Genomic DNA, 23741 nt, shown 5'->3' with positions numbered 1-23741 from the left:
TTTTTCTCTCGCATGATGCATGATCGCCTCCGGTCGTCGACCAAGGGGGTATCATGCAACGTCATCAGCGTATCGGCTGGCCGTCACTGGCGGCTATCTTGGTCCTGTCGGTAATCATAACCACAACGGCAATCGCCAAGCCCTTCACCTACGTGAATGCGCGGTTCGGCCAGTCCTGCACATTCCCCGACGAAGTCTTCAACAACCCGATGCCGGAGCCGGAAAACGGTGACGGCCAGCAATGGCTCAGCGCCGACGGGGCCGAGCTGACCTGTTCCGGCATCAACAATCTCATCGACGAAACGCCGCGGAGTTTCGTCGATGAGGAAACATCCAGCACCGAGCCCGGCTACAAGGTCACGTACAGCAAGACGGGCAAGAACTGGGCGGTGCTGTCCGGCACCAAGGACGGCAAGATCTTTTACGAGCGCCGCCTGTTCGGCAAGGACGGCGTCATCCGCACCGTCTTTATCGAGTATCCTCTCGCGCTCAAGGCGAAATATGATCCATTGGCCGGCGCCATCGCCAAGAGCTTGCGCGGCCCTTGAGGCAGCCTCGCCGCGTCGAAAATAAAGCGCCCGCGCCAGCTTCCGCGCGATTTACCGCAAGCCTTTTCCGGCCTAGCCTTCGGGCGCGATTTTCGCTCTCAGGGGGAGTGCCATGCGCACGTTCATACTTTCACTTGCAATACTTGGGATTGCTTCCATACCGGCCGCCGCTCAATCGATCGGGGGCACCTATACCGTCGCCGGCACCAACTTCGACGGCTCGAAATATGATGGCGAGGCCACCATCACGCTGACCAGCGACACGACCTGCACGATCCACTGGGAAACCGGCGGCTCGACTTCGGACGGTATCTGTATGCGTAACGACGATGCCTTCTCCGCCGGCTACGCAATGGGCAAGGAGATCGGCCTTGTCGTCTACAAAGTGGAGGAAGACGGCACGCTGAACGGCTTGTGGACCATCGCCGGCAAGAACGGCAACGGCACCGAGACGCTCACACCGAAAAAATAACGCTGAAACCACTGGTCGAATGATAAATGGGCCGCGGAAAATCCGTGGCCTATTTCTTTAGCGTTGCTGTTTGCCGGTCGCCTGCTACGGCTTGATCTAGAAAAAGAATCCGGAAACGCCTTTGCCTCTCTCGCCAAATCTGCGCGGCGCGCTGTTCATGATCGTGGCCATGGTCGGCTTCACCTTGAACGACGCGATCACCAAATTCTCTTCCGAATCGATGAATATGGCGCAGGTCATGCTGGTGCGTGGCGCCTTCGCGTCGCTGTTCGTCGGCCTGCTGGCCTGGCGGCGTGGCGCGCTGGCCAATCCCTCAGCCATGCTGCAGCCGATGGTGGCGACGCGCGTGGCAGGCGAAGCCGGCGCCACCGTGTCGTTCCTGATCGCGCTTGCGCATTTGCCGATCGCCAACGTCTCGGCCGTGCTGCAGGCCCTGCCGCTGGCGGTGACCATGGGCGCCGCGCTGTTCTTCGGCGAAGGCGTCGGCTGGCGGCGCTGGCTCGCCATTGCCGTCGGCTTCGCCGGCGTGATGATCATCGTGCGGCCAGGCTTCGAGGGCTTCAGCGTCTATTCGCTGCTGGCATTGACCAGCGTTGCCTGCTGCGCCGTGCGCGATCTCTCCACCAAGCGCATCCCGCAGGCGATCCCGACCATGCTGGTGTCGACGGCGACGGCGCTTGCCATGACGGTCCTGGGCGCGCTGCTGTTGTCGCCTATGGGTGGCTGGACGCCGATGAGCGGCAAGGCGACCGCGCTGTTGGCGCTGGCAGCGGTGCTGGTGCTGATCGGCTATCAATTCATCATCATGGCGATGCGCTCGGGCGATATCTCCTTCATAGCGCCGTTCCGCTACACCGCCCTCCTGTGGTCGATCCTGCTCGGCCTTGTGATTTTCGCTGACATCCCCGACCCGCCGATGATCGTCGGCGCCGCCATCATCATCGGCTCCGGCCTCTATGCACTCTACCGCGAACGCCTCGTCGGCCGGCGGCAGCCGGCCGCTGAAAGCGCTGGACCCGACATGGCGCCGGACGGCATATAAGCCCGATGGACCGAAGCGTTGCAGGGATCATTCTGGCCGGCGGCCAGTCACGCCGGATGGGCGGCGGCGACAAGCCCCTGCTCTCATTGGGGAAAGTCCGGCTGCTCGATCATGTCGCGGCGCGATTGAAGCCGCAGGTCGCGACCCTGGGGCTTAACGCGAATGGCGATCCCGCGCGATTCGCCGCCATGGGCCTGCCGGTGATCGAAGACACGGTGCCAGGCTACGCCGGCCCGCTGGCGGGCATTCTCGCCGGTCTCGAATGGGCATCCGGGCAAGCAGGCCGCCGATGGCTGATGAGCGCCGCCGGCGACACGCCGTTCTTCCCCGACAACCTCGTCGAGCGCCTGGTCGCGGCAGTTCACGACCGGCCCGGCGCGATCGCCGTCACCAGCTCGGACGGCAGATGGCACCCGACCTTCGCGCTCTGGCCGCTCGGCCTGCGCGACGCCTTGCGCCATTTCCTGGTCGACGAGGACAACCGGCGGGTCTCCGCCTTCATAGAGCGCCATGGCTATGTGCAGGTCGAGTTCCCCCTGATTGAGGCTGGCGGCCAAAAGATCGACCCGTTCTTCAACGTCAACACGCCGGACGACCTTGCGGCGGCGGAGCGTCTGTTGCAAAGCCTTCGGCCATGAGACGCGTATTCGGCATCACCGGCTGGAAGAATTCCGGCAAGACGACTTTGACCGAAAAGCTAGTCACCGAGCTGGTGGCGCGCGGCTGGACGGTTTCGACGGTGAAGCATGCCCATCATGATTTCGACATCGACAAGCCCGGTACCGACAGCTTTCGCCACCGGCAGGCGGGCGCGACGGAGGTTGCGATCGTATCCGGCCGACGCTGGGCGCTGATGCACGAATTGCGAGGCGAGTACGAGCCGACGCTGCCTGACATCCTGGCGCGGCTGGCGCCCGCCGACATCGTGCTGGTCGAAGGCTACAAGCGCGAGGCGCATAACAAGATCGAGGCAAGACGGCTCGAGGCCAAGGACCGGACGCCGCTTTCGGCCAACGATCCAAACATTGTCGCGGTCGCCGCCGACTTCGCGCTCGAAGGTGAAAAACTGCCGGTTTTCGACCTCGACGATACAAAATCCATAGCCGACTTTATCGAGCAGATTACGGGTCTCGTCGCTCAAACCAAGTAACGTTGCGGCAGATGGCGATTGTCGTTTGCCGTTGATTTGCAGTTGCTTTTTTCTCGCAAAGAGTGGGAGTATCCGCTCCAGCGGACGGTCGGGAAACGACCGCCCACAAGAGCCGCACGGGACAGCGGCCATGACAATATGAGAGGATTATCATGCGTATTGCACTGCGTATCGCGCTTGCCGCTTCGGCCGCGCTGCTGACACTCGGCGCCGCCCAGGCTCAGGAAAAGACCCTGAGGATCGGCACCGAAGGCGCGTACCCGCCCTTCAACAACCTGACCTCGGACGGCCAGCTGGTCGGCTTCGACATCGACATCGCCAAGGCGCTCTGCGACGAAATGAAGGTGAAGTGCACCTTCGTCGCGCAGGATTGGGACGGCATCATCCCGGCGCTGCAGGCCGGCAAGTTCGACGCCATCGTCGCCTCGATGTCGATCACGCCCGAGCGTCAGCAAAAGGTCGACTTCACCCACAAATACTACAACACCCCGTCGGCCATCGCCGTGCCGAAGGATTCGCCGCTCAAGGGCGTGACCAAGGAAGACCTCGCCGGCAAGAACATCGGCGTCGCCACCACGACCACGCACTACAACTATGCCTCGAAGACCTACACCGACAGCACCATCAAGGGTTATCCGAGCAGCCCCGAGGAGCAGGCCGACCTCGCCAATGGCCGCCTCGACGCCATCGAGGACGACATCGTCGTGCTGCAGCAATGGCTGGATTCGCCGGACGGCGCCTGCTGCAAGATCCTCGGCCAGCCCTCACCGCAGCCGGTCGAGATCTTCGGACCGGGCGCCGGCATTGCCGTACGCAAGGGCGAGACCGATCTGGTCAACAAGCTGAACGAAGCGATCGACACCATCCGCAAGAACGGAAAGTACAAGGAAATCAACGACAAGTACTTCAAGTTCGACGTCTACGGCGCCGAATCCTGATAAGTCAGCCAAGGGCGGTGGGGCACCCCTCGCCGCCCTTTTCTCCTTCCGGGATCGCCACGGAGACACGACCCGTCAATGCCGGCCCAAAGCATTTGGACACTTCTCAGCTGGGGACCGGATGGCTGGAGTGACGACATTGCGTCTGGCGTTGTGGTCACCATCGTGCTGGCGCTTGCCACACTGCCGATCGGCCTGACGATCGGCTTTTTCGTCGCCTTCGCCAAGCAGCATGAAGAGCCCTCGTTGCGGCTCGCCGCAAACATCTACACCACTGTTTTTCGCGGTCTGCCGGAACTGGTGACGCTGTTCCTGTTCTTCTTCGGCATGCCGCTTCTGCTGCAATATGTCGTGCGTCTGTTCAATCCGGCCGCGACCATCGACGTCAACAGCTTCATCGCCGGCATGATCGTGCTGTCGCTGATCTTCTCGTCCTATGCCAGCGAGGTCTTCCTCTCGGCGTTCCGTGCCATTCCCAAAGGCCAGTATGAAGGCGGCTACGCCATCGGCCTGTCGAAATGGCAGACGATGCGGCTGATCATTCTGCCGCAGCTGATCCGCATTGCCTTCCCCGGCCTCGAGAACTGCTGGCTGAGCCTGCTCAAGGACACCTCCCTGGTTTCGGTCGTCAACCTCGCCGAAACGCTACGCCAATCGGGCGTGGCGGCGCGCGTCACCAAGCATGCCTTCCTGTTCTACAGCGTGGCGGCGCTGATCTTCCTGGCGCTGGCCATCCTGTCTTCGATCGCCACCGGCTACATCCTGCAACGTCTCGGACGGAGGGCGGTGCGATGAGCGTCAGCCAGGCTGTCGTCGTAGACAAGCCGCCGCCCCTGGCGCGCGGCTGGCCGCGCGCACGCATCGTCGGCTATGCGCTGGTCGGCGTATGGATCCTCTTCGGTCTCGGCATTGTTGCCTATCTCATCTACGCTTGGAATCCCGAGTTCTTCGCCCGTTACGCGCCGGCCTATCTGCAGGGCCTGGGAACCACCCTGTCGCTGGTGAGCATTTCAATGATCCTCGGCGCCATCTTCTCGCTGCCGGTCGCCTATGGCCGCATGTCGAGGAACCGGATCCTGTCCGGGCTTGCCTATTGCTATGTCTATTTCTTCCGCGGCACGCCGCTGCTCGTGCAGACCTACCTTGTCTATTACGGCATCGGCTCGTTCCGGCCCGAACTGGAAACGGTCGGGCTGTGGTGGTTCTTCCGCGAAGCCTTCTACTGCGGCGTCTTCGCCTTCTCACTCAACACCGCCGCCTATCAGGCCGAAATCCTGCGCGGCGCCATCGAAAGCGTGCCGCGCGGCCAATGGGAAGGTGCGGCCTCGCTCGGCCTGCACAAACTACAGACCCTGCGCAAAGTGGTGCTGCCGCAGGCGATCATCGTCGCGCTCAGGCCCTACGGCAACGAGCTCATCCTGATGATCAAGGCCTCGGCCATCGTCGCCATCATCACGGTCTACGACCTGATGGGCAACGCCAAGCTCGCCTACGCGAAATCCTTCGACATCCAGGCCTATATCTGGGTGGCGATCGTCTATCTGGTGATGGTCGAGATCTTGCGCCACGGCGTCGAATGGATCGAGCGCCGGATCACCATCCACCTGCATCGCTAGAAGCCGGACAGGTCTGTGCCAGTCGATGCGGGCTGCCGCGCCTTGACGAATTCGCTGCATGGCCTAGACGTTCCGGCACTGAAATCTCTGTTTTGTTGGAAGGCAGGTCTATGGCTTCGGTTGCATTTCTCGGTCTTGGCGTCATGGGCTACCCGATGGCCGGGCATCTCAGGAACAAGGGCGGCCACGACGTCACCGTCTATAACCGTACCAAGGCCAAGGCCGAGCAGTGGGTGGCCCAGCATGGCGGCAGACTGGCGCTGACGCCGGCTGAAGCAGCCGAGGGCAAGGACTTCGTCTTCTCGTGTGTCGGCAACGACGATGATTTGCGCTCGGTGACCACAGGTGCGAACGGCGCCTTCGCCGCGATGAAGAAGGGCGCCGTCTTCATCGACAACACCACCGCCTCGGCAGAGGTCGCGCGCGAGCTCGACGAAGCCGCGCGCAAATCCGGCTTCTTCTTCCTCGACGCGCCGGTATCGGGCGGCCAGGCCGGCGCAGAAAACGGCGTGCTGACCGTCATGGTTGGCGGCGAGCAGTCGGCCTTCGACAAGGCGAGGCCCGTCATCGACGCCTACGCCCGCATGGTCGGGTTGATGGGATCGGCCGGCGCCGGCCAACTGACCAAAATGATCAACCAAATCTGCATCGCGGGCCTCGTCCAGGGGCTGGCCGAAGGCATCCATTTCGGCAAGAAGGCCGGCCTTGACATCGAAAAGGTTGTTGAGGTGATCTCCAAGGGCGCCGCCGGCTCCTGGCAGATGGAGAATCGCCACAAGACGATGAATGCCGGCAAATATGATTTCGGCTTCGCCGTCGACTGGATGCGTAAGGACCTCGGCATCTGCCTGGCCGAGGCCAACCGCAACGGCGCCAAGCTGCCGATCACGGCGCTTATCGACCAGTTCTACAAGGATGTGCAGGACATGGGCGGCAAGCGCTGGGACACGTCCTCGCTGCTTGCGCGCCTGGAGCGCTAAGCATCACGATGCCCCTGCCCGATCCGAGTTGGAGCGCTGACGATATCGTCACGCATTTGCGCTCGATCGGCACGGAGGAGAACCGTGCAGGCATGGCGCGTTTCGGCATCAACACCGCAAATGCGCTTGGCGTCGGCAATTCGCAATTGCGGCCGCTGGCGCGCAGGCTGAAAAAGAACCACGGACGGTCGTTGCTGCTGTGGGACAGCGGCATCCGCGAAGCGCGACTCATGGCCGCCTTCACCGGCGAGCCGAAGAAGGTCGACATCGCCATATGCCGGCGCTGGGCCGCGGATTTCGACAGCTGGGAGATCGTCGACACTGTTGCCGACCTATTTGCCGAAACACCGTTTTGGCGCGATCTGATCGACGAATTCGCTGAAGACGAACGCGAATTCGTCCGCCGCACCGCCTTTGCCATGCTTGCCTGGAGCGCGGTGCATCTGAAGAAAGAGCCGGACGCGACCTTCCTTGCCTGTCTGCCGCTTATCGAGAAACATGCCCGCGATCCGCGCAATTTCGTCCGCAAGGCGATCAATTGGGCGCTACGGCAGATCGGCAAGCGCTCGATGAGCTTGCACGCCCCTGCCCTTGCGCTGGCGGAGAGATTGGCGGCATCGTCCGATAGGACGGCGCGTTGGATCGGCAAGGATGCGGTGAAGGAACTGACGGATGCCAAACAACTCGCAAGGCTCGCCGCCGCAGAAACTTGACCTTGCCGGCATCCGCTTCGTCGAGGTGACGCGAGACACGCGTGGCCATTTCGAAGACCTGTTCGAACAGCCCGGCGCGCCGAAATATTGCTGGTGCATGGCCTGGCGCCACTCCAGCCGCGAGCACATTGAGAATGACGAGAAGAAGCGTATGATGATGGCGCGCATCGATGCCGGCACTCCCGTGGGCATCATCGCGGAGTTGAACGGTAAGCCTGCCGGCTGGTGCTCGGTCGCGCCGCGCGAGACCTACCGGAAACTGTCGAAGCAGCAGGACGACAGCGAGACCGGCATATGGTCGATCGTTTGCTTCTATGTCCCGAGGGCTCTGCGCGGCCGCAGACTGGCGTCCCCCCTGCTCGATGCCGCGATCGATCATGCTTTCGCCAAAGGTGCTCGCATCGTCGAGGCCTATCCCGTCGACGAGGCTGCGCCAAGCTATCGCTTCATGGGATTTCGCGAGATGTTCGTCGCGCGGGGTTTTCGTGAGGTCGGCACCGCCGGTACGCGCCGGCATGTGATGCGGCTCAGCCGATGAACCCGGATCGGTCACGACGCTTTGACTCGATTCCGCAAATCAGCCGGCGGAGGATGGAGCGACCATGATCAAGCGTTTCAAATCATGCGCGACCCTGACAGCCGCGCTCCTCCTCGCCGCCACCGGAGCCGATGCCGCGGCCGATGTTGCGCATATCCTCTGGAAGGATCTGCGGCCCGCTACGCAGGCGATTGCCGAGGACGCGAACCTGCCGATGATCGCGGCAAAACTGCCCGACCGCGGCGAGACTCTGTCGTTCAATCTTCAGCACAAGACGATACAATTAGCCGGCTATGCATTGCCGGTCGACCGCGATGGCGACCTTGTCTACCAATTCCTGCTGGTGCCGTGGGCAGGCGCCTGCAGCCACATGCCGACACCGCCGCCGAACCAGATTGTGCTGGTCACGCCGGCGCGTCCCTACACGATGAAAGAGGCCTATGAGCCGGTCGCCGTCACCGGCGTGCTGAAGCCCGGCCTGGAGAAGAGTCAGCTCTTCATTCTCGACGGCGTCTCGATCGTCCAGTCTGGCTATACCGTGCGCAAGGCGGAGGTAGCGAGCGTCGACACCGTGCCGGACACGGTCACCCTACCGGTTAACTCGCCGTGGAGTTTCCTCAACAAGAAGAAGAACTAAGCGTAATTGCAACAACTACGCCAGAGATATCCGCGAGGCATATGCCACAATAAGTTGCAATTCCAAAAGTGCGACGATAAGCTCGGCGAGCGAAATTTTCAGCAGGCCGATGGCAATTTCATGCTGCAGCTTTTTCGGAAATCATTTGGCCCTCGCCCCTTAATATGGTTTGCCAGTGCCTTTGTCGGGCTCCGTATATTTAACTTCATACACAGTCACTACCAGAAGTATTTCTTCTATGTGGCGGCGTCCGTCATTCTTGCCGATATCGCGTTTGGGTATTTTTTGAAATTTCGTGAAAAGCGAGACCGCCGAGAGTAACCCGGGGGCTCATAGCCACCTCGCCATCGCTCACGCAGCGTTCGCGCCCGACTCCTTATCCAGCACCATGTAGTCGAGCGGAATTTCCGTCGTGTACTTGATCTGCTCCATGGCGAAGGACGACGACACGTCGCGAATCTCGATCTTGGCGATCAGCCGCTTGTAGAAGGCATCGTAGGCGGCGATATCGGGCACCACCACGCGCAGCAGGTAATCGACGTCGCCGCTCATGCGGTAGAACTCGACCACCTCCGGAAATTCCTGGATGACCTCTGAGAAGCGACGCAGCCATTCATGGCTGTGCGAATTGGTGCGGATCGACACGAAGACGGTGACGCGCACATTGACCTTCTCATGGTCGAGGATGGCGACGCGCCGCTTGATGACGCCCTCTTCCTCGAGCTTCTGGATGCGCCGCCAGCACGGCGTGGTCGACAGGCCGACCTTCTTGGCGACGTCGGCGACCGCCAGCGTGGCGTCCTCCTGCAGGAGGCGGAGAATTTTTCTATCAAGGCGATCCATGGGAAGCTCCAGGGGAATAGTTTGGCTATAATCCCTTTTATTGGAGCCTTTCACAAGAAAGAAATTCTGCCAAAGGCCACAAAAGCGAGTGATATCTTGCGAGATCGCTAATTGATGCGATAGCGGATTTCCGACCTCAGGAAGGGCAGCAAATCCATTTCAAACCAGGGATTCTTCTTCAGCCAGCCGGTGTTCCGCCACGACGGATGCGGCAGTGGCAGCACTTTTGGAGTGACCGGCGCATCCCAGACGGCGCGCCAGTTCCTCACGGTGTCCGTCAAGGACGCCCCACGGGTCGTGCCCATATGCCAGGCCTGGGCGTAGCCGCCGATGGTCAGCACCAGGTCGATCTGCGGCATCAGCGCCATCAGCTGAGCCCGCCAGGCCGGCGCGCATTCGCGGCGCGGCGGCAGGTCGCCGCCCTTGGCGTCCTGTCCGGGAAAACAAAAGCCCATCGGCACGATGGCGAATTTTTCGGTGTCGTAGAACTCTTCGCTGCTGACGCCGAGCCAGCTTCTGAGGCGATCTCCCGAGGCGTCGGTGAACGGCATGCCGGATATATGAACTTTCGTCCCCGGCGCCTGGCTGGCGAGCAGGATGCGCGCGCTCGAAGACGGTCTCAGCACCGGTCGAGGCTCATGCGGCAACGGCCGACCAATCGGATGGTCCGCGCAAATGCGACAGGTCCGCACCCTCGCGGTAAGGCGCTCCAGCGCTTCGCTCATATCCGGCGGATTGTCCAATAGCGTCGTTCAGGCCGATGCGCTCGGCCGGCTTGTAAGGGCGGCATACCAGCGCAGCACATTAGTGCACTCCTCCGGTACCTTGATGCGGGCTGGTTTCATGAAATCGATAGCGATCATGCCGGTAATGTCGGCGACGGAATAGTCATCGCCGGCGGCGAATTCGCGCTGCGCCAGTTCTTGGTCGAGGAGATGCAGGAATTCGATCGCCTTCGGCTTGTTGGCCTCGCCCCATTCCGGGATTTGCGGTACTTCCCACTCCTTCATCGCCGGATGGATGTGCCGGAACGCGGCGGCGACGCTTACCATGAGGTTCAGCTCCAGGCGTCTTTGCCACATCTCGACTTTTGCCTTGCCGAGCGCGCCCCTGCCGAACAACGCTGGCTCGGGGTGCAATTCCTCGAAATAGCGGCAGATCGCGATCGATTCGGTGATGACGGTGCCGTCATCGAGCTCGAGCACCGGCAGCCGCCGCAGCGGGTTGCGCCGCGCCACTTCGTCGCCGCGATGCTCCAGCGCGCCCATGTCGACAGGCACCAGCGGAACCGTCAGCCCCTTTTCGGCGAGGAAGACGCGAACACGTCTGGGATTGGGCGCTCGGCCGCCGTCGAACAGGTTCATTCCATCCTCCCGGTTTCTTCGCCGATCATAGGGCGCGGCTCCATCCATCACCAGAAGCGAATGAATTCGCGCAACACGTCGCCGACCGAGGCCAGCATGCCGTGCTTGCGCTCGACCGGCGCATCGTGATGGCTGTCGCGCCAGTCCCGCGGCTCCTCGAAAGTGCCTGCCCAGATGCCGACCTTGGCTGCTCTCGCCGCCGCTTCCTCGGTCTCGAAATCGCCGAAGGCGACCGCCCATCCAGCCTGCACCTGGGCACGGTTGAGATCGGTGTCGCCTGCCCTGCAATCGCCGAGGAGCCGCCCGTAGCGGTCGCGCTGCCAACCGCTACAGGATACCGGCCTGCCGCCGATGAGCTTGACCAGCGACTGCCGCGCCAGCTTGCCGCAGGCATAGTCGGCGCCGTTCTGCCGGCAGTTCTGCAGATATTCCGGCGCATCGATACCGCGCATGCGAACGCGCTCGGCCCCGAGCGTGATCGAATCGCCGTCATTGATGATCGCAGTGCCCTGCTCCGTACGCCTCTCAAAGCGATCGAGTCTGGCTGCCACCAGGATCAGCAGTCCGAGGATAAGGGCAGCCAGTCCGTAGTCCAGCAGCTTGCGCCAGAGGCTGCGCGGCGGGCTTGCCGCGTAACGCCGGCGCGGTCCTCGCGGCCCGAAACGGCTCATATGGCAAACAGTCTCTTAATCATTCGAACGTAGCTTAACGAACTGAAAATCGCTGCGCGCAGAAATTGAAATCCGTATGCCTTTGCTACGCTCGAACACAGCGGATAAATTCATTGTGGACCGCCGTAAACCGCACCGCAACAGCGATGTGGCGCGCGCGGTGCGCAAGACGCGCGACCGCCTTTCGCAACAGGCCGGCAGCCTCGACTTCGACCGCGAACTGCTGAAGCTGCATGCGCGCGCCATGGTGGTCAGCGCGGTCGCGATCCCGCTGCTCGTGCTTGCCGTGGCGGCCATCGGCTGGCTGGCGGGCCTGGACAGCCAGATCACCATCTGGGCGCTCGCGACGCTGCTTTGCTACGCGATCGTCGCTTTCATGGCGCGGCGAGTGGAGCGAACCGAAGCAGCCGAGCTTGATCCGACGCAGACACGCCGCGACTTCCTGATCGGCCATTTCCTGTGCGGCCTTGGCTGGGCGTGGTTCGCCTGGATCGGCTGCGATACATGCCAGGTCGACCAGTTCTACGTGGCCAAGGCGATGGTGCTCCTGATCGCGATGGCGACGACGGCGGTCCTGGCCTCCTCGCTTGGGGGCGCTCTGCTCGCGACTTTCGCCATTCCCGTAGCCGTCTATGCCTACACGATCGTGCGCCAGTGGACGCCGATCGAAGCCACGATGGCGGCACTTCTGATCGCGGCGCTTCCTTTCTTCGGCTATTTCGCGCGTCACCTCAACCAGGCCTCCTTGATGCTGCTCTCCTTCCGCTCGGAGAAGGACGCGCTGATCGCCGAGGTGGAGACGGCGAAATCGATGTCGGACGAGGCAAGGCGCCGCGCCGAGGACGCCAATCTGGCGAAGTCGCGCTTCCTCGCCTCGATGAGCCACGAGCTCAGGACGCCGCTCAACGCCATCCTCGGCTTCTCCGAAGTGATGGCCAATGAAGTGCTGGGGCCGATGAACAATCCGACCTACCGCGACTATGCCCATGACGTGCATGAGTCCGGCCAGCATTTGCTCGACCTGATCAACGAGATCCTCGATCTGTCGCGCATCGAGGCCGGCCGCTACCAGCTCAATGAGGAGCCGGTGGTGCTTTTGACGATCGTCGAGGATTGCTGCCACATGATGGAGCTGCGCGCCCGCAACAAGGACATCCGCATCGTCCAGGAGTTCGAGGAGACCTTGCCGCGCCTCTTCGCCGACGAGCGCGCGGTGCGGCAGATCACGCTCAACCTTCTGTCCAATTCGATCAAGTTCACTCCGTCCGGCGGCGAAGTGCGTGTGCGCGTCGGCTGGACGGCGGGCGGCGGCCAGTACATTTCGGTCAAGGACAATGGCCCGGGCATACCGGAAGAGGAAATCCCGGTGGTGCTTTCGGCCTTTGGCCAGGGCTCGATCGCCATCAAGAGCGCCGAACAGGGAACCGGCCTCGGCCTGCCCATCGTACAGGGTCTGCTCGCCATGCATGGCGGCGAATTCGAGCTTCATTCCAAGCTGCGCGAAGGCACCGAGGCGATCGCCATCTTCCCGCTGAGCCGGGTGATGGAAGAGCTGCCGGCCTTGCCGACCAAGACTGTCGCCGCGCGTGCGCGCCGCTGAGGCAACCTCTCGAGCCTTTATGACCGGACGGTCATCGCCATGCCCGAGCTGGTCAGCGCTGCCGCCTTGACGATACCGGCAGCGAGAGCAGCCCCCACCCCTTCGCCATGGCCGATGCCGAAATCAAGCAGCGGCAGCAATCCGAGCGCTTCGGCCGCCTTGGCATGGCCAGGCTCGGACGACAGGCTTGCAAGCAGGCAATGATCGAGCGTGGCGGGATTGGCCGCATGGAGGACAGCAGCCGCCGCGGTCGCCGCGAAACCGTCGAGCAGGACGGGAATCTTCTCCATGCGCGCCGCGAGGATGGCGCCGCAGATCGCCGCGAACTCACGCCCGCCGATCCGTCGCAAGGCCTCGAGCGGATCGCCGAGACCGGAGCCGTGAAACGCCAGCGACCGATCCACGACCTCCGCCTTGCGTGCGACCATCGCGGAATCCGCGCCCGACCCGGGCCCAACCCAGTCGGCGCCCTTGCCGCCGAACAGCGCGGCGCAAAGCGCGGCGGCGATCGTCGAGTTGCCGACCCCGAGATCGCCCAGGCACAGAAGGTCGGCGCCGCCGGCGACTGCCTCCATGCCGAAGGCCATGGTGGCAGCGCAGCCGCGCTCGTCGAGCGCGGCTTCCTCGGTGATATCGCCCGTGGGAATGTCCAATGCCAGGTCGAAGACCTTCAGGCCGAGATCGTTGGCGATGCAGACCTGGTTGATCGCGGCTCCGCCCGCGGCGCAGAGCTCGACTTCGTTCGCGGTCGCAGCCACCGGGCGCGGCGAAATGCCGTGCCGCACCGCGCCGTGATTGCCGGCGAAGATGGCTACCAGCGGCCGGTTGATCGCCGGCGCACGCCCGCTCCAGACAGCAACCCAGGCCGCGATGTCCTCGATCCGTCCGAGCGATTCCTTTGGCTTCGCCGCCTTGGCGAAAAGCACGCGGACACGGGCGCCCGCCGCGTCGTCGGCAGGCGGCAGAGCCGCCAGGAGGTTCCGAAAATCGTCGAAAGGCTTAGCGGTCATTTATCTCGTCGCGGCTCATTGCGGAAAGTCGCAAGCGGCATAGCCGCGTTCTCGAACCGGCACAACCGCCCTTGCGATGCCGCGAACGCGTTGCCTTGCGACGCATTGCGGAGGGCTTGCATTGCTCCGGCGGTTGCACCATGTGGAAGAAAGCAAAGAGAACAGCATGACCGCCATCGAATCCCCTTGCATCCTGGTCTGTTCGATAGACATGAAAACCGGCTTCTGCTTCGGTTGCGGGCGCACGCGCGACGAGATTTCCACCTGGCTGACGATGACCCCTGAAACGCGCCGAGCTGTGATGACGGAGCTGCCGGCGCGGCTGGAAACGGTCGAGCGGCGGCCGCGCCGCGAAACAAGGCGTACCCGCATGGCGCGCGAACGCGGCGTTTTGTGAGAAAGAACCGATGAACCGGCTGTTCTGGATCGTCATGGCAGTGATCGGCGTCGGCCTGGTGCTGCTCATGCTCAACAATTCCGCCGGCCACACCTTCGGCATGAACAACAACGATTTCGGCGGACTGATCTGGGTCGGCGTGCTGGTCATGGTGATCGGCGCGAGCCTGCTCCGCTCCGGTCGCCCGCTGGGCGACATGGCGCGCAATCTCGGCGTCTGGGCCGCATTCGTGCTCATGCTGATCGCCGGCTACCAGTACCGCTACGAGTTGCAGGACGTCGCAAGCCGCATGACTGCCGGCCTTGTCCCGGGCAGCCCGCTGGCCCTGGGCTTGGAGAACGGCCGGCCGACGGTCACCCTCGACAAAGCCGACAACGGCCATTTCGAAGCCCGCATCCTGGTCGACGGCACGCCGGTGCGCGCCGTGGTCGACACCGGCGCGACCAGCACCGTGCTGACGTCCGAAGATGCTCAAGCCGCGGGTTTCAACCCGGCGGCGCTCAGCTACAGCGTGGACGTCTCCACGGCCAACGGCATGGCACGCGCGGCAACGGTCAAGACCGACCAGGTGGCGATCGGAGGCATCGTGCGCAAGGACATGACGGTGATGGTCGCCGCGCCCGGCATGCTGGAGCAAAGCCTGCTCGGCATGAACTTCATCAGCTCATTGTCGGGCTTCGACGTGCGCGGCGACCGCATGATTTTGCGGGATTAATCGGATCAAGTCAGGCCGCCTCGGCCTCCGCCGCCGCGAAATCGATCGCAGCGAAAGCAGTCCTCAAAACCTCAGGCCCGGCGCCGGGCTTGTTGGCGTCGGTGGACAGGATCTGCCGGAAGCGGCGCGCACCGGGCAGACCGTGGAACAGTCCGACCATATGGCGGGTGATGTGGCCGAGCCGCCCGCCCCGCTCGATATGGCGCGCGGCGTAACCGGCCATGGCGTCGATCAGCGCCGGATAGTCGAAGGCGGCAGGCGCCTCGCCGTGGAAGGCAGCATCGACGCCGGTAAGGATGCCCGGCGTATGATAGGCGGCGCGGCCGAGCATCACGCCATCGACATGGGAAAGATGCGCCGCCGCCTCGGCGAGCGACTGGATGCCACCGTTGATGCCGATGAATTGGTCCGGCTTGCTGGCCTTCAGCCGGTAGACACGCGGGTAGTCGAGCGGCGGGATGTCGCGGTTCTCCTTGGGGCTCAGCCCCTCCAGCCAGGCCTTGCGGGCATGCACCCAGAGCGCATCGGCGCCGGCGGCGAATACGCCGTCGGCGAGCGTATCGAGAGCGGGCTCCGGGTCCTGATCGTCGACGCCGATGCGGCATTTGACCGTGACGGGGATTTTCGCCGAAGCTTTCATGGCCGCGACGCACTCGGCGACCAGGTCCGGCGTCTTCATCAGGCAGGCGCCGAACGTCCCCGACCGGACGCGGTCGGACGGGCAGCCGACATTCAAGTTGATCTCGTCATAGCCGAAGGCTTCGCCGATCCGCGATGCTTCGGCGAGCTTTGCCGGATCCGATCCGCCAAGCTGCAGCGCCACCGGATGCTCGACATCGTCGAAACCGAGCAATCGTTCGCGCGCGCCGTGGATCACGGCATCGGCCACAACCATCTCGGTGTAGAGCAACGCGCGGCGCGTCAACTGGCGGTGGAAGAACCGGCAATGTCGGTCCGTCCAATCCATCATTGGTGCTACGGCCACTCTATTATATTGATTTTTCGCCATTTTTTCTTTAACATCAAATCTTGGAAACCTGCCAAAGGGCGACCCAAACCGAACGCGAAGTCGACCGCGGCGAGACGCCGACCAAGTCCCGTGTAGAGCGCCTTAAAACTTTCGGCGAACTCGTCGACCTCCATATCGACGACATGTGCGATGTAGGCAACCCCCCTCGCCGCTCCAAGTCCGCCGCCCTCGATCCGCTCCAACTACACCCGGGGAAATGCAATTTTGGGCTCTCGATCGCGAACGGCTCATCCGCATCAATCGTCAATCGGCCGGTCCATCCCACGCGGAGAGGATTTCGGATTGGTTTGCCTCCGGGATACCGCGCGAGCCGTCGCCGAGCCGATGACTACAAAGCCGACAAGGTGTTCTGTGCCGAGCAGCGAAATGCAACACTTTGCGCGGACTTTTTTGCCATTGACGATGATGGCATGGAATAGAAGGGCGTTAGCCGAGAGGAGGATATTTTGAAGTGCGGGCTCGAACTGATACCCACTGGTCGAACTCGGAAACTACGAAATGGGCATGGGCGATTCGCGCAATGACCGCGACAATACACGCGCCGCGGAAAGCCTTGTCTGCTGGCCTGAAAACTCTCCATAGTGGAGAATGGGCTTATCTCGCGAGATGCCTCTCGGAACAGTTCGGCCCGCGGTCTTTGCGCGTCATCGGGTATGAGAACAAACCGCCATGGGGCGCACCACCTCGTCCATCGGCTTAGCTCGCAGACGCGCTTCCTCGCCAATAGCACATTGCCGCGTGAAGGGTCACAGAGCGCCGTGGTCAACGAGAACGCGGGAGCACGCGTTCGACAACGGGAAAATGTCTGCTCACTCGCACTCAGTCTAGCGCGGCGAGATCGATTATACTTCCAGTGGAATTCGGCACCGCAGCAGGTGTTGCTCCGCCTGGGAACAAACTGCGCAGCGCCGTGACCGGGTCTCGGCCGGTGCCGAGTGCCAAACGACAGGTGGGAGTCACGCGGGCGTTGACTTCGATCAGATGCGCGACACCCTCAGCATCGAGAATGAAATCTATCCCGACGAGTCCCGTCAAACGCAGCTTTTCCATGATCTTGGTCGCAGCCGTAACAATCCCAGGATGTTCGATCACGCGCACGATCGTGGCCGGCCCGTTTTTGCACTTGGTCTCCAAAACCTCCACAGCCACTGCCGCCAAAACGCTCCCGTCTTTAACCGCGAGGGCAACGTTAGCATCTCGTCCCGCAACGTAGACCTGCGCATTTATGCAAGGTCTGCGGCGATGCCACAGGTTCCGCAGGCCATTAGGATTCCCGTTGACGATAGCGCGTTTTATGATGCCGAGTGGACTCGGACCACGCGCAAGGCGCCGCCATTCACGGACAGCCGCTGGCCGGTTGTTTACGATTGCCACTCCTCTGCCGCCCCAACTTCCGTCCGTTTTTAGCACGACCGGAAATCCGTGTTCTTCGATCCATTTGTCGAGCTCGGCAAGGTTGTCGACACGCCGCATCGGCGGCGCGTCGACTCCAGTCGCGAGCGCGATGTCGATCATTTCCGAGCGAGAGATATCCGATCCGCCGCCACCACTACCGCGCACCAGATCCAAGGCAGGCTCATCACAGGGAAGGATCAGATCCGGATCACTGCACTCAATCAGCGACTTTAAAGTGCGCTCGGGATGCAGCCATGGCAGACGATACAATACCGAATTTGACTGACGACGCATGGGATGCCGCCGCGGACAAAGCGCTGCTACCCGAAACCCGGCGCGAGTGAGGGACTCGGCGAGGCCTGCGGTCGCCGGCCACCGAAAGGTAGTGACTATGAGAGCAAGAGGCTGTTGCCCTTCTGATTGCGCCAAGTGCCTGTCAACCGCACGTCCCAGGAGTTTAAGCGATGTCGGATTGCGCACGAGGTCATGGTGATCGCCGGTTATATCCTCGACAACGATTTTCCTACTCAGCGGCCGCCAGAGGTCTGACGGACGGCAGCCAAACATCGTCGTTTCGGCAGCCTCCACGAGCGCGAGTGCACCCGGATAATGCGAAGGGGCGTAGGCGCGCAACGCGGCGATGTTGGCGGCAGCAATGGTCGTTTCGCTGGTGGTATATACTGGCGGCAATTCCTGCCATCTCGACCAGAACCGTTGCGCTAGCCGCCCGGCTCGGAAGGCAAACTCTCTCAGGGCCATAGCCGGCGGTTGCCGGCGGATTTGAACGAGGTGTGTTCCGGTTCGACGTGCTTGCCCGATCCACCAAGCCTTCGCAGGCCAGAACTTCTGATCGTAAAATGCATCGATTAGGATCGGCGGCTCCAACCACTCACCCGCCCGCCTCAACTGCCGTGCCGCCTCCACAGCAACGAGGGCGCCGAATGAATAGCCGACCAGCCGATAGGGGCCATGCGGCTGAATGCGGCGCAAGGCAGCGACGGCATAGGTCGCCTGGCGATTAACGGCTTCGGCACTTTCGCTCTCGGGCAAATAGGAAAGGCCGAAAATACGCCCGGGCGCGGTTAGTCGTTCAGCCAAAGGCGCCAGTTCGCAAGCCTCGCCTCCTGTTCCTGGAAAGAGGAATACAAACTGGTCGCCGGCGCCATCGCGCAAGAGCTCCAACGGCGACTCCGCCACTCGAGCTCCGTCGATCGCCAAGGTTAGACCATCTTCGAACTCGAGAGTGCCGGTGTAATTCATGGTCGGATTGCTTGTGGCACCGTGGCGCCTGCTACGAGAGTATGCCGGCTCCCCCGGGCCATCTCCAAATGCCTGCAAATTCGTCGAGCCGTATAATCCGCGCCTGCAACAAAACGCATCAAGGGACCGAAACTCCCGGCAGCCATCAATCCTGTGGCGTAAAGTCCAGCAACCGAAGTCTCGAAATACTGTGACAGGATCGGCACGCCTTCCGAATGCCGGATGGCTTGCCGCAATCTCTTGTCGAGAAAATGAAGGCGCTCGATTTGAGGCCAATAACCGGTCGCAGCGATCACGTGGTCGACTTCAAGGCTCTTCAACGAGCCCGATTCGCCGCGCAGCTTTAGACAGACATGATCGCCGGTTGATCCAACTCCTTCAATGTGTTGCGCGAGAAAGATCTTGGCACCGCCGAGCACTTTGTCACGCAGATACCATGCTGATCGGGGACCGAGATGGCGATGCAAGATGGCCAGCCGCAAGCGGTCCGGCAAGTGGCGGTACGCCTGCGGCATACTGGACGCAAAACGGGATCGCCAACCCGGACCCAGCGGGGATCTAGGATTTATGAACTGGCTCAGCAGTCTCGGCCGACTTCCGGTTGGCTCCGAATTGAAACGAATGCTACCCGCTCGCGCCACAATTGTCGTGGCGGCCCCTACGTCAATCAAGGCTGCGGCCAGATCGATCGCGGAGGCGCCCGCCCCCAAGATGGCGACGCGGCGCCCAGCGAACCGATCCACATGGCTACAGTCGGCGCTGTGGCTGACCAACGAGGCAGGCAGGTCCATCAATTGTTTCGGCATCACTCTGAAATGCGTTACGCCCACCGCCAAAACTACGCGTCGGGCGAGGAAAGTCTGGCCTTCTCCGACCGTCAGCCTGAACCCGTCGCCCCATTGCTCGACATGCTGTACATCTGAGGTCTCGAGATGGGGTACAAACCTTCGCTGAAATTCCAGACCGTACGCAACGAAAGTCTTGAGCGATACCGGGTGTTCGGTATCGTGGTAGGGAATGTCCCTATCGCGGCAAAACTCGGCTAGGCTCGATCCGGGAGCGGGCGCCGACAGGTTGGATGCGAAGCCATCGGATTTAAGTTTCATGCCGGCAGGCATGGTGTCGGTCCAAGTCTGAAGAGGCCGTCCGAAGATCCTAATACTGGAATCACTCGCACCAATATTTGCAGCGGCGGACAGACCATACGGGCCAGCCCCTATAACGGCGAAATCCACGATCGACTGGCCGACTACCGTCATTGCACCCCCTGGCGGTGAAGACCCCTGGTGAACGCGACGCACCAGTCGATTCAGTCCTCAACGGATCATGTTCCAATATCATCGCCGCACGTCCAAGGACCGAAACAGTGAGCGGTAGAGTGCTACATAGTTAGTTTGTGTGATGTACCACCGATGGCTATAGCCGCTCTGTCGCAGACCAGAGTGTTGAAGCCGTCTGCCACTTCGGCGATCTGTCAGGCGGAGAGAATATCGAATCACAAGGCGATCGATTGCGCCGGATTGTAGGCATAGTGCTCACAGAAGAGAGGGAGCCGTCTTCGCCCTTCATGGTGGCCATGTTTCCCCGATCAGGATGGCAATGCCTGCTCGAAGTGCGGAGAACGTGACCACCCATTCCGAGCCCTTGCGGTCTCCGCTCGAACGCCTACGGATGCTCCGGGCAGCGCGCCAAGCGGGCTGAACTCTCCGTGAAGCAGGCCACGGCCATGCCGACGAGGACGACAGCCTCGCCGGTCGGCCTTGCTTGCAGCCGGGTACGAAACGGCCAGGCACGGGCGAAAGCACCCCGACGTCGGCTGCTCAAGATCGCGCCGACAGCACACTGAGGAGCGACCCTCATGCAGATCGCCGATTTCGATCCAGCGTCTATCCCTCACCACCAGTTGTTTGGCGATGCCGGGACGGCAATGCTCGCGCGCCGGGTCCTTCGGCTGCGATCGACATGGTCGAAGAAGTGCGCGATGAGCTTGCATCGGCCACGCGTCGGCCGATGAGAGATTTCACAAGGCTGGACGCGGGAGAAACGCTCGGGCTTTAGTCCTCAGGCGCGCTCGCCATACTTCAAAGGTGGAAGGCGCTTCGTCGTATGGCGATCTCGCTCGCGCAACCGATCTGAGCGACGATAGCCGCGTGTATCGCGATTCGAGTAGCTGTTTTGCGTTTTGAAGCTTTGACTATTGGCGACAGGCGTGCCGAGGTTCACCAGCTCGTGCGTCTCCGCCTCCGGATTATGAGGCGGCTCGATGAGGTCGAGCGCTCCGCAGATCTGGTTCTGAAGGCAGCGGCCGAGGTGATCGAAGCTGTGTCGGTCGAGCCTGACCGGCCGATCAGGATGCCACGAGCCGACTGGACGCTTGGTCTCTGAAAGCATCAGCCAGTCAGTCATTCCGGCCCTCAGGAAATCGGCGCCACCGTTCCATTTCCAGCACGCCTGCCACCTGGCGCTCCATCTCGCGAAGCAGTCGCGTCTGTTCGATTCGCCACCGTGCTGACTACCGGGGTGGTAGAAGGCCTTATCGATGCGGCCATTAGCTTGTCGAGATACATGGCGTGCGGCCAACCCTGGAGCCACTTGTGCTCGATCCGGCTTCGATGGATCGCCTGTTCACACTCGCCGCGCTCGTTGGCACGGCTGCCCATGAGGGCGGCCTTAACAACCCCACCGGCCATTCCTGACCAAGCGGGACATCACCGGCCTGCCTAGCGAGACCGGCTACGGCGCCGAATGCATGATTATCGCCGACAAACGCCTGAACGAGGGATCGGCCAGGCCGCTCGACCGACACACTCCCCGCGATTTGCTTTGTGTCACGCAAGACTGACTCGATATGTGGCCAGCAAGCCAATGACACGGCATGGAATGGTTCAGCCCTCGAGCTTCGGATCTTGCCGATCGTCAGAGCGTGGTAGCCGATAGACAAACCGGCGAAGGCGAGACACAGCCCTATCCTCTTCCAGGGCAATTGAAATCTGATCGGGATCGATCACGCCCCGTTCGAAGAGGCTCATCACTCTACCCGCCACCTGTTCGCGGTGATCGATGCGAACGATCTGATGCTTCGCGCAGAAATCGATCACCACCTTTGTCAAGAATGTGACATGAGTGGGGTCCGCAGTGCCTTCCTTTACCATCCCGGCTGCCTGTTCAACTTGCGCGCTCCCCGTTATGGAGCGGCCAATGTCTTCGACGCAAAACCGGTGCCAACATCGCTGGCCCGAAACGAGACATGACGGACGGATTAGCGGTGCCCAGGCCCCCCTGAGGTACCCTTTAGGATGTACCGATATAAGAGGCATACCTCCTTCTGCAGGGCGGATTGGATTTCGGACCGGCGTATTATAGGTCGTAGCCGGCGTTCTTATGCCACCCAACGCCTATGCCGGTTAGGCTCGGCCCGGGTGCCAACCCCGCCCCGGGCCGGGCCGCCTCTGACGTCGAATTTCGTTCGGGCGATGGGACGTCCAAAAAGGAACTGCAGGCGAATGTACAGCTCGAGATTCGTTCCGCTTGTCGCTCTCTCGATTGTTTTCCAAACTGGCGCTGCTTCGCATTGGAGCGGAGCGGGGCTCGTATTGGCGCGGAGCCTTCTCCCCCTTTCCGACGGAAATAATTGGCCCGACGCCACAAACACGGGTGTGCCGGCAGGAACTGTCCTGACTATCTACACGGGACCGAACGTCATTACCGTCGCCGGGACAGTTATCGAGAACAAGATCATCAATACCTACATCGAAGTGAGGGCCAAAGGCGTCACGATCCGTAACTCCCGAATAAATTTCGATGGGTGGCATCCAATCTACGCTTACGAGGGTGCCGATGGCCTAACGGTCGAACGCTGCACGATTACAGGCCAGGGTAAGACCGGCGGCTCCTACGGCATCGACACCAGTGACATATCTGGCTCGACTCTGATCGGGAACAACATCTCTGGCTACGAGAACGGTATCACGCCGGGATCCAACGTGGTCATAAAGGGCAACTATATCCATGACCTGCAAGCAGGCGGCGCTGACCCACACTATGATGGTATCCAACTGGGTGGGCATCCGAAGGTGCAGGCGAACGTCTTGATTGAGAACAACACTATCATCGGACGTGACAATGCAGACGTGTGGATTACCAACGACTTCGGTTCGATAGATGGGGTCAAGGTCAATCACAATCAACTATTAGGCAAAGCGTCCGGGACTGGTCCAAACATCTCGCTGCCCGTGTTCACGGTTTATGTCGATGGGGCGAAGCCAAACGGCACGATTTCTGGAATAACAATCACAAACAACATTATCCAGCGCGGCGTTTATGGCTTTATCGACATTGACAGCGCCAGCAATGTCGCAGGGTCCGGGAACGTAGACCCGTTCGCCAATCCTATCTGATTGCGCCTGGCCAGGCGGATCACGATGTTTGGTTGCGAAATCCGGCACGCTGAATGGAAAACAAACCGTCACCCAGCGATGGCTTGGCTCTGGAGCGTGTGCAAAGGCTTGCGAGCTCCAAGGCCCCGTTGCTTTTCGCCCTATGGCCATGCCCGTGAACCTGGGCATTTCAGAAGGAGATTAACTGGTTCCGACGGGGTTCGAGGTGACGAATGCTTTTCAACAGACCTTAAATGCCACCTCATCCTTTTGGCGATCTTATCCGATGATGGCCTCCCAAGCAGGCAACACAATTATCCGAATTCACTACGGGCTCGGGTGCTGACAGGCTACTAGAATAGGCGGAATGCGGGCCGCAAAGACATCTTTGCAGCGCGCATCCATTGTTTTCGGGATCGATCCCCACCGGGGAGCTCACGACCGAG

General features: G+C 61.6%; 28 protein-coding genes. 18 read left to right on the top strand and 10 right to left on the bottom strand.

What is annotated here, in order from left to right; genetic code table 11:
• The first annotated feature begins 53 nt into the window (after window positions 1-53).
• The 12 genes from EN869_RS14600 (at window position 54) to EN869_RS14545 (ending at window position 8634) form a co-directional block, all read left to right on the top strand.
• Window positions 54-548, top strand: coding sequence for a hypothetical protein (locus EN869_RS14600; protein WP_127226475.1), 495 nt, complete (start codon window positions 54-56; stop codon window positions 546-548).
• 112 nt (window positions 549-660) lie between these two features.
• Entirely contained in the window at window positions 661-1020 is a 360-nt protein-coding gene (locus tag EN869_RS14595; protein ID WP_127226474.1) for a hypothetical protein, read from the top strand.
• 121 nt (window positions 1021-1141) lie between these two features.
• A complete protein-coding gene (locus EN869_RS14590; RefSeq protein WP_127226473.1) occupies window positions 1142-2062 on the top strand; it encodes a DMT family transporter in 921 nt (306 codons plus the stop codon).
• A 5-nt stretch (window positions 2063-2067) separates the two neighbouring features.
• A complete protein-coding gene (gene mobA / locus EN869_RS14585; RefSeq protein WP_127226472.1) occupies window positions 2068-2700 on the top strand; it encodes a molybdenum cofactor guanylyltransferase MobA in 633 nt (210 codons plus the stop codon).
• Window positions 2697-3212: a molybdopterin-guanine dinucleotide biosynthesis protein B gene (mobB, locus tag EN869_RS14580; protein WP_127226471.1), complete on the top strand. Its 516-nt coding sequence runs from the start codon at window positions 2697-2699 to the stop codon at window positions 3210-3212. The genes mobA and mobB overlap by 4 nt, the downstream gene beginning before the upstream one ends.
• Window positions 3213-3364: 152 nt before the next feature.
• Window positions 3365-4150, top strand: coding sequence for an ABC transporter substrate-binding protein (locus tag EN869_RS14575; protein ID WP_127226470.1), 786 nt, complete (start codon window positions 3365-3367; stop codon window positions 4148-4150).
• Between the two features lie 78 nt (window positions 4151-4228).
• Window positions 4229-4945: an ABC transporter permease gene (locus EN869_RS14570; protein ID WP_127226469.1), complete on the top strand. Its 717-nt coding sequence runs from the start codon at window positions 4229-4231 to the stop codon at window positions 4943-4945.
• On the top strand, window positions 4942-5766 hold the full coding sequence (locus EN869_RS14565) for an ABC transporter permease (RefSeq protein WP_127226468.1): 825 nt from the start codon (window positions 4942-4944) through the stop codon (window positions 5764-5766). The genes EN869_RS14570 and EN869_RS14565 overlap by 4 nt, the downstream gene beginning before the upstream one ends.
• 110 nt (window positions 5767-5876) lie before the next feature.
• Window positions 5877-6746 carry an NAD(P)-dependent oxidoreductase gene (locus EN869_RS14560; protein WP_127226467.1) on the top strand — a complete coding sequence of 290 codons (870 nt, stop codon included), beginning with the start codon at window positions 5877-5879 and terminating at the stop codon, window positions 6744-6746.
• A gap of 8 nt (window positions 6747-6754) precedes the next feature.
• Window positions 6755-7459 (top strand): DNA alkylation repair protein, encoded by a 705-nt coding sequence (locus EN869_RS14555; protein ID WP_127226466.1) that lies wholly within the window; start codon window positions 6755-6757, stop codon window positions 7457-7459.
• Window positions 7419-7997, top strand: a complete 579-nt coding sequence (locus tag EN869_RS14550) for a GNAT family N-acetyltransferase (RefSeq protein WP_127226465.1) — start codon at window positions 7419-7421, stop codon at window positions 7995-7997. The genes EN869_RS14555 and EN869_RS14550 overlap by 41 nt, the downstream gene beginning before the upstream one ends.
• 64 nt (window positions 7998-8061) lie before the next feature.
• Complete coding sequence (locus EN869_RS14545) at window positions 8062-8634, top strand: DUF3299 domain-containing protein (protein WP_127226464.1); 573 nt, start codon at window positions 8062-8064, stop codon at window positions 8632-8634.
• A 351-nt stretch (window positions 8635-8985) separates the two neighbouring features.
• Here the strand turns inward: EN869_RS14545 and EN869_RS14540 are convergent, their stop codons facing one another.
• The 4 genes from EN869_RS14540 to EN869_RS14525 all read right to left on the bottom strand — a co-directional run bounded on the left by EN869_RS14540 (window position 8986) and on the right by EN869_RS14525 (window position 11512).
• Window positions 8986-9477, bottom strand: coding sequence for an Lrp/AsnC family transcriptional regulator (locus EN869_RS14540; RefSeq protein WP_006205209.1), 492 nt, complete (start codon window positions 9475-9477; stop codon window positions 8986-8988).
• Window positions 9478-9584: 107 nt separating this feature from the next.
• Entirely contained in the window at window positions 9585-10202 is a 618-nt protein-coding gene (locus EN869_RS14535) for a uracil-DNA glycosylase family protein (RefSeq protein ID WP_127226463.1), read from the bottom strand.
• Window positions 10203-10229: 27 nt separating this feature from the next.
• Entirely contained in the window at window positions 10230-10841 is a 612-nt protein-coding gene (locus EN869_RS14530; RefSeq protein WP_127226462.1) for a glutathione S-transferase, read from the bottom strand.
• Between the two features lie 47 nt (window positions 10842-10888).
• Window positions 10889-11512, bottom strand: coding sequence for a thermonuclease family protein (locus EN869_RS14525; protein WP_127226461.1), 624 nt, complete (start codon window positions 11510-11512; stop codon window positions 10889-10891).
• Between the two features lie 76 nt (window positions 11513-11588).
• On the opposite strand from EN869_RS14525, the gene EN869_RS14520 reads away from it, so the two are divergent.
• Complete coding sequence (locus tag EN869_RS14520; protein WP_127226460.1) at window positions 11589-13112, top strand: ATP-binding protein; 1524 nt, start codon at window positions 11589-11591, stop codon at window positions 13110-13112.
• A gap of 17 nt (window positions 13113-13129) precedes the next feature.
• Here the strand turns inward: EN869_RS14520 and EN869_RS14515 are convergent, their stop codons facing one another.
• The gene (locus tag EN869_RS14515; protein WP_127226459.1) at window positions 13130-14122 is read right to left on the bottom strand and encodes a nicotinate-nucleotide--dimethylbenzimidazole phosphoribosyltransferase; all 993 of its coding nucleotides are present in this window, start codon (window positions 14120-14122) and stop codon (window positions 13130-13132) included.
• A gap of 166 nt (window positions 14123-14288) precedes the next feature.
• On the opposite strand from EN869_RS14515, the gene EN869_RS14510 reads away from it, so the two are divergent.
• Together EN869_RS14510 and EN869_RS14505 are read left to right on the top strand one after the other, a co-directional pair.
• Window positions 14289-14519 carry a DUF1289 domain-containing protein gene (locus EN869_RS14510; RefSeq protein ID WP_127226458.1) on the top strand — a complete coding sequence of 77 codons (231 nt, stop codon included), beginning with the start codon at window positions 14289-14291 and terminating at the stop codon, window positions 14517-14519.
• 10 nt (window positions 14520-14529) lie between these two features.
• The gene (locus EN869_RS14505) at window positions 14530-15234 is read left to right on the top strand and encodes a TIGR02281 family clan AA aspartic protease (protein WP_127226457.1); all 705 of its coding nucleotides are present in this window, start codon (window positions 14530-14532) and stop codon (window positions 15232-15234) included.
• A gap of 10 nt (window positions 15235-15244) precedes the next feature.
• Here the strand turns inward: EN869_RS14505 and dusA are convergent, their stop codons facing one another.
• Complete coding sequence (gene dusA / locus EN869_RS14500) at window positions 15245-16243, bottom strand: tRNA dihydrouridine(20/20a) synthase DusA (protein ID WP_127226456.1); 999 nt, start codon at window positions 16241-16243, stop codon at window positions 15245-15247.
• 20 nt (window positions 16244-16263) lie between these two features.
• Between dusA and EN869_RS34395 the strand changes: the two genes are divergently transcribed.
• On the top strand, window positions 16264-16683 hold the full coding sequence (locus EN869_RS34395) for a hypothetical protein (protein WP_189341232.1): 420 nt from the start codon (window positions 16264-16266) through the stop codon (window positions 16681-16683).
• A 400-nt stretch (window positions 16684-17083) separates the two neighbouring features.
• On the opposite strand, the gene EN869_RS14490 is transcribed toward EN869_RS34395, so the two are convergent.
• The 3 genes from EN869_RS14490 to EN869_RS14480 form a co-directional block, all read right to left on the bottom strand.
• Window positions 17084-18919, bottom strand: coding sequence for a thioesterase domain-containing protein (locus EN869_RS14490; RefSeq protein ID WP_127226455.1), 1836 nt, complete (start codon window positions 18917-18919; stop codon window positions 17084-17086).
• Window positions 18916-20178 (bottom strand): FAD-dependent oxidoreductase, encoded by a 1263-nt coding sequence (locus EN869_RS14485; RefSeq protein ID WP_127226454.1) that lies wholly within the window; start codon window positions 20176-20178, stop codon window positions 18916-18918. Before EN869_RS14485 ends, EN869_RS14490 begins: the two co-directional genes overlap by 4 nt.
• Window positions 20179-20980: 802 nt before the next feature.
• Window positions 20981-21325 (bottom strand): hypothetical protein, encoded by a 345-nt coding sequence (locus tag EN869_RS14480; RefSeq protein WP_127226453.1) that lies wholly within the window; start codon window positions 21323-21325, stop codon window positions 20981-20983.
• A gap of 164 nt (window positions 21326-21489) precedes the next feature.
• Here EN869_RS14480 and EN869_RS35485 point away from each other — a divergent pair, with 164 nt between their 5' ends.
• Window positions 21490-21615 carry a hypothetical protein gene (locus EN869_RS35485; RefSeq protein ID WP_281035887.1) on the top strand — a complete coding sequence of 42 codons (126 nt, stop codon included), beginning with the start codon at window positions 21490-21492 and terminating at the stop codon, window positions 21613-21615.
• Between the two features lie 189 nt (window positions 21616-21804).
• Here EN869_RS35485 and EN869_RS14475 read toward each other — a convergent pair whose 3' ends face one another.
• A complete protein-coding gene (locus EN869_RS14475) occupies window positions 21805-22071 on the bottom strand; it encodes a hypothetical protein (RefSeq protein WP_127226452.1) in 267 nt (88 codons plus the stop codon).
• 351 nt (window positions 22072-22422) lie between these two features.
• Here EN869_RS14475 and EN869_RS14470 point away from each other — a divergent pair, with 351 nt between their 5' ends.
• Window positions 22423-23316, top strand: coding sequence for a right-handed parallel beta-helix repeat-containing protein (locus EN869_RS14470; protein ID WP_167498562.1), 894 nt, complete (start codon window positions 22423-22425; stop codon window positions 23314-23316).
• Window positions 23317-23741: the final 425 nt, after the last annotated feature.

The sequence above is a fragment of the Mesorhizobium sp. M2D.F.Ca.ET.226.01.1.1 genome, from assembly GCF_004022705.2.
GTDB lineage: Bacteria > Pseudomonadota > Alphaproteobacteria > Rhizobiales > Rhizobiaceae > Mesorhizobium.
The sequence above is the reverse complement of the archived record's forward strand: the minus strand, read 5'-3'. Positions and strand labels throughout refer to the sequence as shown.